Annotated in this window: 17 protein-coding genes; 6 read left to right on the top strand and 11 right to left on the bottom strand. The window is 63.0% G+C overall.

Annotated elements, in window-relative coordinates; genetic code table 11:
- Positions 1–98 precede the first annotated feature (98 nt).
- A complete protein-coding gene (locus tag AC5RWA_RS02465; protein ID WP_494056421.1) occupies positions 99–293 on the bottom strand; it encodes a hypothetical protein in 195 nt (64 codons plus the stop codon).
- Positions 294–509: 216 nt separating this feature from the next.
- On the opposite strand from AC5RWA_RS02465, the gene AC5RWA_RS02470 reads away from it, so the two are divergent.
- Positions 510–1,244, top strand: coding sequence for an ANTAR domain-containing protein (locus AC5RWA_RS02470; protein WP_494056422.1), 735 nt, complete (start codon positions 510–512; stop codon positions 1,242–1,244).
- A gap of 845 nt (positions 1,245–2,089) precedes the next feature.
- On the opposite strand, the gene AC5RWA_RS02475 is transcribed toward AC5RWA_RS02470, so the two are convergent.
- The 7 genes from AC5RWA_RS02475 to AC5RWA_RS02505 all read right to left on the bottom strand — a co-directional run bounded on the left by AC5RWA_RS02475 (position 2,090) and on the right by AC5RWA_RS02505 (position 7,258).
- Entirely contained in the window at positions 2,090–2,236 is a 147-nt protein-coding gene (locus AC5RWA_RS02475) for a hypothetical protein (RefSeq protein WP_494056423.1), read from the bottom strand.
- Between the two features lie 291 nt (positions 2,237–2,527).
- Positions 2,528–3,433, bottom strand: coding sequence for a diacylglycerol/lipid kinase family protein (locus AC5RWA_RS02480; RefSeq protein ID WP_494056424.1), 906 nt, complete (start codon positions 3,431–3,433; stop codon positions 2,528–2,530).
- A gap of 9 nt (positions 3,434–3,442) precedes the next feature.
- Positions 3,443–3,601, bottom strand: coding sequence for a hypothetical protein (locus AC5RWA_RS02485; RefSeq protein ID WP_494056425.1), 159 nt, complete (start codon positions 3,599–3,601; stop codon positions 3,443–3,445).
- Between the two features lie 410 nt (positions 3,602–4,011).
- Complete coding sequence (locus tag AC5RWA_RS02490; protein ID WP_494056426.1) at positions 4,012–4,812, bottom strand: DUF2382 domain-containing protein; 801 nt, start codon at positions 4,810–4,812, stop codon at positions 4,012–4,014.
- Positions 4,813–5,331: 519 nt separating this feature from the next.
- On the bottom strand, positions 5,332–6,027 hold the full coding sequence (locus AC5RWA_RS02495) for a DUF3618 domain-containing protein (RefSeq protein WP_494056427.1): 696 nt from the start codon (positions 6,025–6,027) through the stop codon (positions 5,332–5,334).
- Entirely contained in the window at positions 6,024–6,455 is a 432-nt protein-coding gene (locus AC5RWA_RS02500; protein ID WP_494056428.1) for a phage holin family protein, read from the bottom strand. The genes AC5RWA_RS02495 and AC5RWA_RS02500 overlap by 4 nt, the downstream gene beginning before the upstream one ends.
- A complete protein-coding gene (locus AC5RWA_RS02505; RefSeq protein WP_494056691.1) occupies positions 6,452–7,258 on the bottom strand; it encodes a hypothetical protein in 807 nt (268 codons plus the stop codon). The genes AC5RWA_RS02500 and AC5RWA_RS02505 overlap by 4 nt, the downstream gene beginning before the upstream one ends.
- 143 nt (positions 7,259–7,401) lie before the next feature.
- Between AC5RWA_RS02505 and AC5RWA_RS02510 the strand changes: the two genes are divergently transcribed.
- Positions 7,402–8,040 carry a TetR/AcrR family transcriptional regulator gene (locus AC5RWA_RS02510; protein ID WP_494056429.1) on the top strand — a complete coding sequence of 213 codons (639 nt, stop codon included), beginning with the start codon at positions 7,402–7,404 and terminating at the stop codon, positions 8,038–8,040.
- A gap of 112 nt (positions 8,041–8,152) precedes the next feature.
- On the top strand, positions 8,153–8,437 hold the full coding sequence (locus AC5RWA_RS02515) for a hypothetical protein (protein ID WP_494056430.1): 285 nt from the start codon (positions 8,153–8,155) through the stop codon (positions 8,435–8,437).
- A gap of 422 nt (positions 8,438–8,859) precedes the next feature.
- Here AC5RWA_RS02515 and AC5RWA_RS02520 read toward each other — a convergent pair whose 3' ends face one another.
- Positions 8,860–9,423 (bottom strand): DUF1942 domain-containing protein, encoded by a 564-nt coding sequence (locus AC5RWA_RS02520; protein WP_494056431.1) that lies wholly within the window; start codon positions 9,421–9,423, stop codon positions 8,860–8,862.
- A gap of 77 nt (positions 9,424–9,500) precedes the next feature.
- A complete protein-coding gene (locus AC5RWA_RS02525; RefSeq protein ID WP_494056432.1) occupies positions 9,501–10,358 on the bottom strand; it encodes an SGNH/GDSL hydrolase family protein in 858 nt (285 codons plus the stop codon).
- A 213-nt stretch (positions 10,359–10,571) separates the two neighbouring features.
- Here AC5RWA_RS02525 and AC5RWA_RS02530 point away from each other — a divergent pair, with 213 nt between their 5' ends.
- Positions 10,572–10,991 (top strand): nuclear transport factor 2 family protein, encoded by a 420-nt coding sequence (locus AC5RWA_RS02530; protein ID WP_494056692.1) that lies wholly within the window; start codon positions 10,572–10,574, stop codon positions 10,989–10,991.
- A gap of 100 nt (positions 10,992–11,091) precedes the next feature.
- Here the strand turns inward: AC5RWA_RS02530 and AC5RWA_RS02535 are convergent, their stop codons facing one another.
- Positions 11,092–11,394, bottom strand: a complete 303-nt coding sequence (locus AC5RWA_RS02535) for a hypothetical protein (RefSeq protein ID WP_494056433.1) — start codon at positions 11,392–11,394, stop codon at positions 11,092–11,094.
- A 235-nt stretch (positions 11,395–11,629) separates the two neighbouring features.
- Here AC5RWA_RS02535 and AC5RWA_RS02540 point away from each other — a divergent pair, with 235 nt between their 5' ends.
- Positions 11,630–12,454: an SGNH/GDSL hydrolase family protein gene (locus AC5RWA_RS02540; RefSeq protein WP_494056693.1), complete on the top strand. Its 825-nt coding sequence runs from the start codon at positions 11,630–11,632 to the stop codon at positions 12,452–12,454.
- A gap of 181 nt (positions 12,455–12,635) precedes the next feature.
- Positions 12,636–13,838, top strand: a complete 1,203-nt coding sequence (locus AC5RWA_RS02545; protein ID WP_494056434.1) for a serine hydrolase domain-containing protein — start codon at positions 12,636–12,638, stop codon at positions 13,836–13,838.
- Positions 13,839–14,004 lie beyond the last annotated feature (166 nt).

Here is a 14,004-nt window from a genome sequence, read left to right on the forward strand (position 1 = left end):
TACGCGCAGCCGATTACTGCGTGGTAAGGGTGTAAAGTTCGGTGCTCTTTTGTGGACGCCCGGCGTCAAGCAGCTGTGATAGCGCTCCCTCAGGCAGATCATCTGTCCGGCTCAGCAGGCTTTCTCGCGGAGTGGAGTTCTTCGACCGCCAGACCGAGGAGGTCCAGGTCCAAGGCGCTTGGCTCGATAACCCCGTACAGAAATGACTCGAACTCAAATGGGCTTGCGTTGCCGCCGCTGGCGAAGTACTTCAGCCAAAGCTCATTGACGTCAGTTTCGTCTTGTTCGATCATTGATCGCGCTGTCAGTCGTGGGTCTTCCACAATGACTACTCCCACTTTGGCGGCCCGGGTTCGGGTGCCGGCCGCTCTCCTTGTGTCCCTGCTGCTTAGGATCACTCAATGGTTTCATAGACTGGCCCGAGGTCACCAGCAGCCGCCGAGGATCGGTTCCGCCCGGATCCGCATTGCGGCTCGGAAGGGGCCTGATTCCGTAATAGATTGGCACAAATGGGCACTTCCGAAGGCATGGACAACACCGAGCGGCTGCAGGACATGGTCGCTGGCATGGATGACATCAAGGACCTCCTCGACGGCATGACAAGGCTGGCCGCCACCACTCTCACGCGGCTCACGGGAGCGCGGATCGAGTGTTCGATGACCCTTCACAGACGCCAACGTCCGGCCACGATTGCCGGCAGCAGCGACCAGGCCATCCTCCTGGACGGCATCGAACAACGTCTCGGAGATGGGCCGTGCCTCCACGCGCTGCGTACCGGTGTACCGGCACTGCTCGAGGACGTTTCGGCGGACTTGCGGTGGCCCAGCTTCCGAAGCGAACTCACGGACAGAGGCTTCGCCAGCGTCCTGGGTGTCCCCCTGAAACTGGGAACCAACGCCTCCGCAGCCCTGGGTTTCTTCGCCGCCGCACCTGGCGCCTTCGCTGAACATATCGTCAAGGACGCTGAACTGTTCGCAGAGGTCGCCGCCAGGGCCCTGAGGTTGGGCCTCAGAATCGCCGCAGCCGAACTCCAGACCGAAGACATCACCGCCGCACGGGACCAAAGGACCATCATCGACATGGCCCGCGGCATCATCATGGCCCAAAACCGCTGCAGTGCGGAGGAAGCGTCCAACATCCTCCGCACGACCTCCACCACCCGCAACCTGAAGCTCCACGACGTCGCTCGCAGGCTCATCGCCGGTACCTCGGGAACGCCCGGCGACGCCCACCTCGAACCATAGCGGAAAGGCACGCCTTCCAGCTTGGGTTCCCGAAACCTCCTCGTCTCAAATCTAGTGACGACCGCGGGCCGGTCCCCCCAAACGGTGGCACCGGCCCACGGCGGCGGCCTCCCTGCTCGGGGCCACCGTCACCTACTGCCACATCCTCGGGGCAGCAGGTGGTCCTAACTCGCTTCCGGGTATGGGCCTCCAAAAGTAGGTGTTGAGGCGGGAGGAATGATGCCCCCAGGGGAGGCGGAGCGGAGGGCGAACTCTGCGTCAACAAGGTCAAGGAGCTCCTGCGGTACGGCCAATCCGTCGGCCTCGACATGGCGTTTGAGCACGTGACGGAGCCGGAGGAGATCCGATACCGGCACGGCCGGCCAGCGCCGGAAGGATTTGAAGACCCTCCCTGAGGGCGTAAGGCCAAGTGTGGTGTCTTGATGGGAGTAGCCTATTTCGGATGCCATGGTCGGTCGCTCTCTTGAGTGCCGCGCCGGCTGACTGCTCAACCACGAGTACGAACAAGATACCAAGCACGTCCCCTCGATGAAACCACCTCGCGGGCTTCCTGCAGGAACAGTTGCCTGTCTAGGTGCATCTCGGAGAGCATGACTAATGCCCCACTCCCCATCGCTCGCTGAGTCAGGGCAGTTTAGTGAGGGCTAGGATGCCGGCTGTTGTCTCGGCGGCACCGCCGTGTTGGAACATGTGTGGTTTTCCCGGTATTTCCAGGAAGCGGCCGTCAGGGGCGGTAGCGGCCAGTTTTTCACACCAGATTCGGGGGGCGACGGGGTCCCGTGAGCCCCGGATGACCAGTGTGGGTTGGCTCACCGGGGCGAGTGCCGCTTCGAGGTTGTAGCCCATCATGACGGGCAGTTCGGTGAGGTACCAGCGCAGCCGGAGCGGGCGTAGTCGTGCAGGACCGTGGCGTTGGCCAGCGGGCTTTCCATCAGGGAGTCACGGCCGAGTGCCAGGGTCTGCTGGAGAACCGTGCGGCGGGCCGGGTTCACTACCGGACCCAGGAGTATGACGTGGGAGACAAAGTTGGGACGCTGAAGTGCGAGTTCAGCGGTGGGACGTGCCGATGCCGTGCAGCAGCACAAACGTTGGACCGGATGGAAGCCCGTGGGCGGCGAAGGAGTGCACGTGGGCGGTCAAGGACCCGGTGGTGACGATTCTGGGAGTCAGGCGGGGACGTGCTCACGGCAAGGTGCGGCGGTAGGGTGCTGCTCCAGCGTCTGATGTTTCATCGGTTAAAGGGTGCAACGTCTTCCTTCTGTTGTTTTGGGGGTTTTGCCCGCTCATCCCAGTGTTGCCAAGGCAGCGGGAGCGCATTCAATGGTGACGGTTGTGTTCGCCTCGACCGAATTCACCTCTCCGTCGATCTGGTACGGGATGGGTTTGAGCGTGGTGAATTCGTAGCTGCTGACGCTGGGCTGGTCTCCCAGGCCCTGGGTTGCGGATTTAAGTGCGGTAAGCAACACCCGCAGCTTTGATCGGTGCGGGAAAATAATGACTTCAAACAAGCCGTCTGATGCCTTGTCGTCGGCTTCGCTGAGGGTGGCGTACTTTGCCATCTGGGCGATGTTGGCGAAGACGAGGCTGTCGAACTTCCGGCGCTTGCCGTCTTTTTGGCGGATCTCGAACGGTTTGAATTGGGAGAAAGTGCGGATGACGGAGATCATTTCCTTCAGCGCGCCTTTGCTGCCTTTCTCCAGATCAATGGCCATGACAGGTGTCAGTCCGAAACCGATGTAGGAGTGCGCATATTCGGCAGGGGCATCGGGCGACTGGCCTTTTTTGATGCGCAGCAGGTCGATCCGCCGTACAGCGCCGCCGGCGATGGCGTCCTCCAGCGGTTGGGTGCCGGTGGTGCGTCGGTGATCGTTCGCGTTCCCGGCAGCCATCACGGCGCACACGGCGTTGGGGTTTCCGCTTTGCATGACGCCGTTCACGACCTCGTTGTAGCCCCCGTCCCCGCTGACGGAAACGATCAGCACGTCCCTGCCGCTGCTGGCAGCCGTACGTGCCAGCTCTACGGCATGGCCCGCATGACCCGTTGGCTCGAGCCTGATTTCTGCGACATAGGGGAGAATCCCGGCGAGTTCGGAGTGCAGCTCCCCGGCGAGCTTGGGTGCGTCGCCGGTGCTGTTGGGGTTGAAGATGATCACGATTTCGTCGAAGGTCCGCGCTGTGCCTGTGGTCATTGCATGCCCTTAGCTGTTTCCGGTGTGGACGATGCTGTCCGGGTCCTGCTGGTGGGCCGGGGCGTCGGCAAGGCCCGCGGGGGTGAGGTCAAGGTCCTCCAATGGGCCGTCACCCTGGCTGACGGCCGGAAGGGTTGAGGGGTCAATGTTGTGGTTGTGGTTCGTCATGATCGGGTGCGCCTTTGGTCCTGCCCGCGGGGGCATCGGTGAGTGGGTTTAGTTGGCCTGTTCCATTTGTAAGCCGCAGAGACCAATGCCTGCCGCAGCCTATATAGGTCCTCATGGGTCATCAGTTGCAACGAGTCGGGGGTCTTGCATCAGGGTGCCTTCACCAGCTCACCGTGTTGGTTGGCCCCATTGCTTGAGACGCTGTTTCGATGCAAGTTTAGTGCGCCCGGATCCCGACGCCCGCTGTTCCCCCACCAAAGGGGCCAGGGGCATCCGTTCCGAGTCCGGGCATCAAAGACAGGAAGGCCTCGACCGCTTTGTGCAGTGAGTCCAGATGGCCCGCCCTCCGGAGACGGAAAGCGGGCCACCTGGGCTCTCGTACGGTCGGCTTGTCGGCCGGGACTTGCCTCTTAGCGGTGGGTGCGGCCGTCGTTGTCGAGTTCGATGTTTTCTTTGCGGACTTCCTCGGTGACGGTGTGCTCGTCGGTGACTGTTTCCTTGTCCAGGCGGACGCGTTCGACGGGGACGGCTTCCTTCTGCACAACGGGGCGTTCTTCGTGGAGGATCACTTCGTGTTCCTCTTCGCTGATTTCGGGTCCGTCCAAAGCGGCGCCGATGTTGGCGTCGGTGATGGGTTCGCGTTCGAGGCGTACTTCTTCGCGCTGGACCGGGACGGTGGTGGTGACATTCTCGGTCACGACGTACTTGCGCAGCCGTGCCTTGCCGGTGGCCTGCTTTTCGGTGCCGACGTGCAGCTGTTCTTCGGAGCGCGTCATTGCGTTATCGGTGGTGGGGCCGGAGGTGTCGTGCCCCACCGCGCCACGTGCCGTAGTTTCACGATCGGTGGCGTCCCGGTCGGTGGTGTCTCGATGGGTGCCGGTGTAGGCGGCGCCGCCGGAGCGTTCGTAGTAGGTGTAGAGCTGGTCTTCTTCTTCAGGCTCCAGGTGGCCGTCGGGGGCGACCCGGGGGGCGTCCTTGACCTTGTCCCTGGTGTAGGGGACGACGACGTCGTTACCCTCCTGGGTGGCTGCGTCCAGCGGGACGAAGGACTCGTGGTTCCCGAACAGGCCGGTCTTGACCGTGACCCAGGTCGGTTCCGTCGTGTCATCATCGGCGTAAATCTGGCCGATGGACCCGATCTTGGTTCCGTCGGAGGCGACGACGTTGCCGCCTGCGGTGGTCAGTGCGGAGAGGTTTTCGGTGCTGATCATGAGGTGTGCTCCTTTTTATTTATTGGGTGGACCTGAGACGGCCCACTACTTTCGTTCGGTACTGTCGCCGGGGTGAGTCTTGGCGTTGAGATGGGTGGTTAGCGGTTCATGTCCGTGCCGGGACCCCAGCTCTGTTCGTGCCCGCCGTTCCGTCGTCCCATGCCATGCGGTGCTGCTTCGTTCTGTGTTCCTCAGACGGAGGATGTGTTGTTCCAGCTGGTGGCGGAACTCGTCCTCATCTGCTGCTTCAGCTTCTGTCTCCTCCCGGATCAGGTCTTCAGCAGCATTGAGGACGTCCCGTCCTTCCGGTGTGAGGCGAAGGTAGGCGCTGCGACCGTCACGGGCCGGTTCTTTAGTCAGGAACCCCAGGCTTTGCAGACGCCGCAGGACCTTGCCCAAACTTTGCCTGGTCACGCAGAGCATCGCTGCTGCCCGGGGCCGCCAGCCGGGAGGTGCGGTCCGTGTCCCTTGGCCGTCCCGCCGGGTTGCGGGACGGCTTCGGGGCCTTGTCCTGGCCGCTCACATGTTCTGGACGTTGTCCTTGGCGTCGAAGGCGCGGTCTTTGACATCGGTGGCCGCGCTCTGGCCTTCGGCTTTGACGTTCTGGAGGGCGTCAGCGGCGGTGGTCTTGACGCTTTCCACCGCTTCCTGGGCCGGTTCCTTCAGGTCCTGGACCACGTCCTTGGCGGCCTCGCTGACCTTGCCGGCCAGCGGTTCGGCTGCTGTCTTGAGCTGCTGGGCCGCTTCGCGTTCCCTGGTGCTGGCCGGGATCAGGGACGAGATAAGCATCCCGGCGCCGAACGCGATCAGGCCGGCAGCCAGCGGGTTGCCCTGGGCCTGGGCCTTGACCTGGGCCGGGGTGTGGGAGATCGCGGTGCCGGCGCCCGAAAGCTTGGCGGCAACGGTGTCCTTAGCCCCGTGAAGAGTATCGCCGGTGGAGTGCAGGGCGTTACCGGCCTGCCCGGTCCCGGAGGAGACCTTGTCCTGAACAGTGGACACTTTGTCTCCAATAGTGGACGTGGCGGAATCGGCGACTCCCATGACCTTGTCCTTCACCCCGGTGACGGCGTCCTTGACGCTGCCCTTTACCTTGTCGGTCTGGCGCTGGACGATGTTGGACGGGGTAACCTTGTCGGCGACGGCGTCCACGTTGGTGCCCAGGCGTGCGCGGGTCTCTTCTATTTCCTGACGAATTGCATCCGGGTTATCGCTCATCGGTTTACCTCACCTGGTTTTAGGGTTGGGGGAATTTCAGACATTGTCTCGCCGGTCTGGGGCATGCCCTTGATCTGCTTGAGTTCCTTGCGCCCCATCGAGGCCAGGACCGCGGCGATGATGCCCCAGATCACGGCAACGATCACGGCGGCCCAGCCCAGCGGCATCAGGGCGCCCAGGGCGAACATCAGCGCCAGGGACAGGAAGACCAGGACGAAGTGCCCGGCGACGCCTGCGCCGGCGAACATGCCCGCACCCTTTCCTGCCTTCGAGGCGGACTGCTTCGCCTCTGCCTTGGCGAGTTCGACTTCCTGGCGCATCAGCGTGGACAGATCGCGGGTCACCTCACCGAGCAGGTCACCGAGGGAGGTGTTGTCCGCTTTCAGGTGCGCCTCGCTGGGCGCGGGTTCGGATATCTGACTGCTCACAGGTGCCGTCCTTCGGGGGCCCGATACACCTCGTCGTCGAACCGCAGCGGGGTATCTTCCGCAGTGCCTGAGGGCAGCGTGGCGGTGGAAGCGGGTGCTGCACCGATGACAACCGGCTCCTCGTACAGGTCAGTGCCGCTGCCCGTGGCGTACACGGTCTGCTGCGGCAGGGTAGCTGCCTGCGGAGCCCGGACCGGCGGCTGGGCCTGACTGGACTGGCTTCCGCTTTGTGAGTCCGGGACGCCGGCGGCGAGGCTTCGCGTGAGCCGTCCGGCCAGAAGACCGGCGCCTGCGGCCAGCAGCAGGAAGGTGCTTGGACGGTTACGGGCGAAGCGCTGCACTTCGTTCAGGAGATCACCCGGTTCCTTGTTCTCGATCCAGGAAGCCACGGATTCGCTGCGCTGGGCTGCCTGCCGGATAAGGTCGCTGGCCACACCCTGCTGCTCCGGGGCCTCAGCCATCATCTGCAACTGGCTGGAAAGAGTGCGGATACCCTCGGCAGCCTTCTGCTGCTGTGTGCCGGCCTGGTTCGACAAACCCGACTTCGCCTGGGACAACAGGTCCTTCGCGCTGGACTTCGCCTCGGAGGCGACGTTCGCGGCCTCTTCCTTCGCAGTCTGGGCGACACCCTGCGCGGTGGTCGCGGCATGCCCTGCCACGCTGGAAACCTGTTCCTTCACTGCGTCCTTCTTGGACCCGGGGCCTAAGTCCGGGGTGACGGACGGGGTCATCTCGAAGATGGTGGTCGCTTCCGGATCCCGGGACGAGGACCCTGTGACGTTGGTCCACTGATTTTCCGTCATCATGCTCTCTTTCCTTCGCGGTCAACTGCTGGGATGACCAGCACTGATGCAATACTAAGCATGATTACTAATTTTTAGTAAGTACCCTTTCTATATTTCTGTACTGACTGGTCTGTCTGCTTTGCGTGTAGTGTCTGCTGGTAATGGGACACACTTATAACTTTCCACCCGCCACTGATGAAGCGCCTGCTCCTCCACACCAGAGCACCGGTGGTGCCAGGGAGCGCATACTTGCTGCCGCTTACCAGCTGTTCTTACAGCGGGGCATCCGCGATGTCGGCATCGCCGAGCTGATATCACGGGCCGGGGTCGCCAAAGCGACGTTCTACGCGCACTTCACGTCCAAGGATGAACTGGTTCTTGCCTACTTGGAGCGCTGTCACCAGGACCTAACCGTTGAGGCAATCATCGCTGAAACCGCAAGACGGACCGAGAGCCCGACGGGCCGGCTGCTGGCCATTTTCGATGTCCTGGACGGATGGTTCCGCCAGGAGGACTTCCAGGCCTGCGCCTTCGTCAGCACACTGCTGGAAATGGGTCCCGCCCATCCACTCGGAGTCGCATCAATCGACTACTTGGCGCAGGTCCGGGCCTTCATACGCACGCTGGCCGTGGAGGCCGGCCTTGAACAACCCGACATCTTTGCCCGCTCCTGCCACATCCTGACAAAGGGTTCGATCATTTCAGCGGTCGAGGGAGACCGGGAGGCAGCCGTCTTCGCCAAACGCATGGCCGCCTCCCTCATCCGCGACCACGGAGGCGACGCAGCCATGCTCCCCTGACTCATTACCATCAGTCACTTGATCCATCTACATCTGCGTTTTCTGGCGGTAACGAGCCCGCCAGATGCGTAATCCCCATTTATGTAGAGTCCACGAACAGGAGCAATTAGAGATGGAAAAAACCCCGGACTACGCCCGTTTTGTTCAGGACTGTATTGCCGCCGATACGCGCGATGACCACAGGCTCACAGAAGACCAGTTGTTCGGGGTGTACCTGAGCTGGTGCGCACTCCTCGCACAGACCCCCGGACCCTGCGAATCGTTTTGGGCAGCGATGTCCCGGCTGGGCATCCACGAACGGCGCGGGAACGACCACCAGTACATACGGCCCGGACTCCGTATGACCGGTCCAGCCGCCCTGGACTACATCCTCGCCAGCCAACCAAGCCTGGTCTGACTACAAACCTCTGCCCACTCAAAACCCAGGCCACCAGCTCCCGGTGCAGAGGGCCGTCATAGCTGTCGAAAAGTTGGCTGTTCACCTCAAGACGCCCCGTCGCCGAGCTGCTGCAGCGACGGGACCTAAGGCTCTGCCTTGAGTTCGCCGCACTCTGCTATACGACCGCCCCAGTATCGCTTCTGCTCCCGCACGTCTCCAAATTGATCCGAGGAATCATCGTGTGTGCGCAGGCTCCGGCCAGTTCCACAAACCCGAAGGTCACAAATCCGACTGGATATGCCTCGAAACCTCTCCGCTTCAAAAGCCTAGGGTTTCGAGGTGAGTTCAAACCGGCACCGGCTGAGACTGCCTGCCGGGCCTGTGCCAGCCCTGGGATAGCGATGCGAGGGCGACACGGAGCGGCGCAAAAACACCGCCATTTATCGCCAACAGTCACAGGCAAGGGTGAACGTGGCTGCCTTATCGCCAACGTCGTCGGTGACCACGATGGTGGTGGGGCCCTTCTTGACGTCGAACACCACTACACCCTGGCGTCCATCGCCGGCGGCGACTTCCTCGGTGGGCAGGCCCTCGAGCCCGTCCTCCAGGTAGATTCCTTCGCCCTCGTTGCCGTCGGCGTCGTAGGCCTCGAAGTTTGACGAGCTGGCCAGGCTGGTTCCGGTCAGCGTCTCCCAGGAGACATTGATGGCGAGGAAACCTCCGTTTGTCGGCTTCATGTAGGACATGCCGGGAATCTCCTGAGTGTAGATGGCGTCGATGAAGCCCACCTTCACGGTGTTCCCATCGGAGACCGTAATGACGAAGGAGGTGTCATCACCGGCAGTAACGAAGGGCTGTGATGCCGCTTCACTGATCCCCGGGGCGGTGGCAGAAGGAGGGTGTCCATAGGGGTCCGGCTGGTATCCGCCCTGTTGTCCTCCCTGGTACGGTCCGCCAAAGCTGGCAGGTGCGGTGGGGATGGGTGGAGCTGACTTTTCGTTCACCCGTTGAACGTACTGGAGACGGCGAAGAACGGCGATGGGCAGAAATGCCCATCGCCGTCGTTCGTTCTCTTCAGACGTCAGTGCTGCAAAGCCCGGATTCCCGCCTCGCGGACGACCGCCCGGTAGTATCCCTTGGCGTAGCCGGTTTCAGTGGGGTGGAAGCCGGCGTCACTTCCGGGCAAGTGGATCCAGGATGCCGGCGAGCCGATCCCGTGCCCGTCGAACTCGTCAGTGACGTCGACGTAGACGGTCCCGGAGACCTGCCTGGCAGCCTTCCTGACGACCTTGTTCAAGGTGTCCGTGCCCTTGTTGAAGACCTTGGCCGCTTCGTCGGTGATATAGGTTTGGTCGCCGAATTCCGGGGAGAACTGGTACGGATATCCCAGCGCGACGATCGTGGCGTTGGGGGCCTTGGCGCGAATGGCCTCGTAGGCATTGGTTAGGGCGGCCAGAACCTTGGTCCTGGCAAGTGCTTCGCCGGCCTTGACCGCCCGCTTGCAATCGTCCAACAGGCTGGGCTTGAGGCAGGCTTCGAGAATGCCCTGGAAGCCGACGTCGTTGCCGCCGGCCGTGATGGTGACCAGATCCGTTTCAGCATCCAGCCGGCCGGCGGCCGACGCCACATTTACCTGGAGGGGAACCATCGCGGCGGTCCAGCCCGCGCAGGCGGCGTTGGCTGCGAGTTCCACGTCGGGCCGGTCATCCAGCACGTTCACATAGCCCGGCGATGCCTGATAGCACGGCGCCGGATTATCGGGGTAGAGCGGGGAGACGCTGACATTCGGCGCGCCAATGCCTGACGTGTAGGAATCGCCGAAGGCTACGTAGTCCAGTGTTTCGGATTCATGTGCGGCTGCCGGCGCGGCTATGGAGCCGGCCACCAGTGCGGTGGCAGCAACGGCCAGGGTCGCGAGGCGCCCCGCAAACTTCCTCATGGTTCTGTCCCTTCGCTTTCTGTCCGGGTTACGGCAGATGCCCTGACGTTCGTGGAGAACGATGTCCCACAACTACTTCCAGCGGCGTTACTGCGGCGTTACTGCTCTAGCTTCGGGGATGGTCGAGGTACACGGCGGGCGGCTGTTGGGGGCGGCCCTGTCCACGAGATGGAGCCGGCGCTACCATTACTCCCTGGTTGAAGGAGGCGCGTGATGCTCGAAGAGGCGGACCTCATGCAGGCCCTGCGGCGTCACTGGGAGTACTCAGGCAAGGACGAGGACGTTGCCCACGAGATTTACCACGACGATGCAGTCCTGGAGTTCCCTCAGTCCGGGGAACGGTTCGAGGGCGTGGAGAACTTCCGCGAATGGCGGCGCCGGTACCCAGCCAAGCTCAAATTCCACACACGGCGAATCAGCCATCGTGCCGACCTTGTGGTCGTGGAGAACCTGATCAGTTATGACGGCGCGCCCTGGATGTTCACTGTCAATCTCTTGGAATTCAGGGGCGACCGGGTTGCGCACGAGCGGATCTACATCATGGATGGGTGGGACGCCGCTGAGTGGCGCGCTCCCTGGCGCTCCGCCGTGCCGGCAGACCAGCCCCCGCCACCGGTTTCCTCCGCTTCGTAACGAAAGGCCTGCACACTCCTAGCCGATATCGCAGCCGGCCCGCTCCTGAGGTGGGGCGTACGACGGCGGCGCGTGCCGCCGTCGTACGCCTATAGCTGTTTCAGGCAGCCTTCAGGATTTGGCCTGCCGGGCTGATGCCGCCGGCAGCCAGCAGGGCATCCAGCTCGGCGGCCTGGTGTGCTTGAAAGGCCTTGTCCGCGTTGGCGTGCGTGCTGGCGAGGAGAGGTATGTCGAGACTGGCGTTGCATCCCCGGCAGCGGATCTCGTCTGTCCACGCCCAGCTGTATGCTGCGTGCGCTTCCCGTACCCGTTGCATCGCAGTGGTGATGACTTCAGTCTTGGCCGCAAAGTGCGCCGCGTCCTCATTGCTGAGGCTGCTACCAATTTCGATGTCGATGCTCATCGTCGCCTCTTTTCCGTTGTGTCCGGATGGTGGAGTCGACAGTAATGGCTGTTGCGCGGCGAAGGAACGACCGGAAGGTCACGGTTGGTTAACCCTTTTAGCAGCGGTGCCGTCGTGAGCAGAAGAAGAGCCCCGCTTCGGGTCTCTTTCCGCACGGTTCTTTACCCCGGCGATCGAAGCCGCAAGCGGCCGGCTGCCCAGATGGACTCGCTTCCGCCGGTAAGATGTGCCCGTGATGGGAAACGGCGGGCGCATGCAGGAATGGATCAAGTACGCCGCACTTTTCGTGCTGGCCGTGGCCGCCTTCGGGGTGGCAGCCATCGCCCTGATGGGTCCACGCGGCGTGGATGAGGCCGTCCCCGTGACGGCACGCGCTTCGGTGGCCGCGCCGACGCCGACTGCCTCTATGGCTCCCACGTCTCCGGCTCCCACACCCACGGGCCCTGCAACAGCGGCACAACCGGGAATTGCGCTGCCGGCCGAGCCCGTCCTTCTTGTTATGGGCGACTCGTATACGGCCGGTGTTGGTGCAGACCAGCCGGACCAGGGGTGGGCGTACCTGGTTGCCGGGCAGCTCGGATACCCCACCAACATTGACGGCGTGTCCGGGACCGGATTCGCCTGGGGCGGCGGGCAGGACGAGCTGGCCGGCGAGTACGAAATTCGTTTGCGCGAAATTGCCGCCAACCCCGCGTTCGTGCCCAACGTCCTTCTTCTGCAGGGAGGACAAAACGATTCCCAGGTTACCAATATTGAAGAAGTCACTGCTGCCACGACGCAGACCATTGAGGCCGCCCGCAGGTTCTGGCCGGGAGTCCAGGTGGTGGTGCTTGGGCCGTCGGCGCCACAACCCCTCGCGGAGCAACTGCGCGGTGTGAACAGCGCCGTCCGCGCCGGTGCCGCAGCTGCCGGCGCACCATTTATTGACGCCCTTGAGGCCGGCTGGTTCACAGCTGCCAACAGCCCGGCATTCGACGCTGACGGGGCCCACCCAAACTCCGCCGGTCACGCGTACATGGCTGAGAAGTTCCTGGAGTCCTGGGCCACGCTGGTCCAATAGCCCCACGCCGTGTGGGCGGTGACGGGTACGACGGCGGCGCGTCCCGCCGTCGTACCTGTCACCACGGCCAAAAGCGGGCTCCGATGAGCTCCTTCGCTCAGGTTCCTGAAGGAACTAGCCAGAGGTTTCAGGAACATAATTAGTAGTGGGCTGGGCGACACATTCTCGGAGAGGAGTGGTCATGATCCGGGCCCTGCTGTACAGGCTTAATATCGGGCACCACTGGCTGCCCGGGCAACCCCTGGGGTCCGGTTCCGTGACGAAGGGGAAGCCCGCAGTGGTGGCCGTAGTTCTTGTACTTTCCGGGTGCACGTTCGGCACCCCTGACGGAAGCGCCACCACCCCTGCTGCGGAGCTTGCCCCGGTGCTGGAAGCTTTTGTCGCCGATGCGTCCGCTCATGGAGCGCCTGCTGTGGTCTTCCATGTCCGGGATGGTGACCAGGAAGAGCTACGGGCCACCGGGGTGAAAGACCTGGAGTCCAACACGAAGGCGGTCCCCACGGACAGAACGTGGATCATCGGGGCGGGGACGCCGATGGTGGCCGTGTCCGTGATGAAGCTGGCGGAGGCCGGCACCGTGCGCCTGGAGGATCCCGTCGCCGCCCATCTGCCCGAGTTCACGGCGATCTTCCCGGCATGGGACCGGATAACCGTGCGGGACCTGTTGGGCAGTACCTCCGGCCTGCCCGACTACTTTCCACCCCTGATTGAATCCAGGAGCCTGGACGAGCTCCAGACGCGCCCGTTGAGCTTCGAGGAACGGCTTCGAATCGCAGCGGGGGTGAACCTGCCGCCGGGGCCCGTGTCCTACTTTGCGTGGTCTGCAACGGACTGGGAAGTGCTGGGCTGGCTCCTGGAACGCAAACACAACCGCGGACTCGCAGAGGTGCTCGCCAAGGATGTGTTTGAGCCGGCAGGAATGGGCAACACCCACCTGGCGGCGGCAGGGCAGCCCCCCGAGCGCATGTTGCATGGGTACGTGCTGGAGGACGGGAACAGGCGCGACTTCACGCGTATTGACGCGGTGGCCGGGTCGGCTGATTCCGGGGTCATTTCAACCGTTGAAGACCTCAGCAGATTCGTGGCGGCGCTCACCACGGGCCGGCTCATCCGCGAGGAAACATGGAAGGGCATGATTGAGGCCGAGCCGTTTCCTTTGGGTGGCATCTATCTAAGCGGCGATGTCTGCCCGGGCGCAGGCCACGTCTTCGTATCCGGGGGTGGTGGCCCGTACAGCGTCCAATCCGTTTCCTCCCTGGACGGCCAACAGCAGGTAACGGTAGCTGCGGTGCTTCCGCCCCAGGAACTGAACGTCACAGACGCGCCTCCGCTCGTCCCCGAGATGGAGGACGCAATCCTGCAGACAGCCAAGAGCATGTGTTAGCTAGAGCACCACAACCGTTAGGCATCCATGTACTTGAGGCACGGCCGGACCTCACCCTCCAGTTGGCCCCACCCAGGAGCTGAAATCGCCCCTTGTCCCTTCGCCGCGTTGATCGTCATCCTTGCCACACCGGCGGCAGCGTTTATACACGGTCCCGTCTTCGGCA

The sequence above is a fragment of the Arthrobacter sp. 210 2 genome (genome assembly GCF_059093025.1).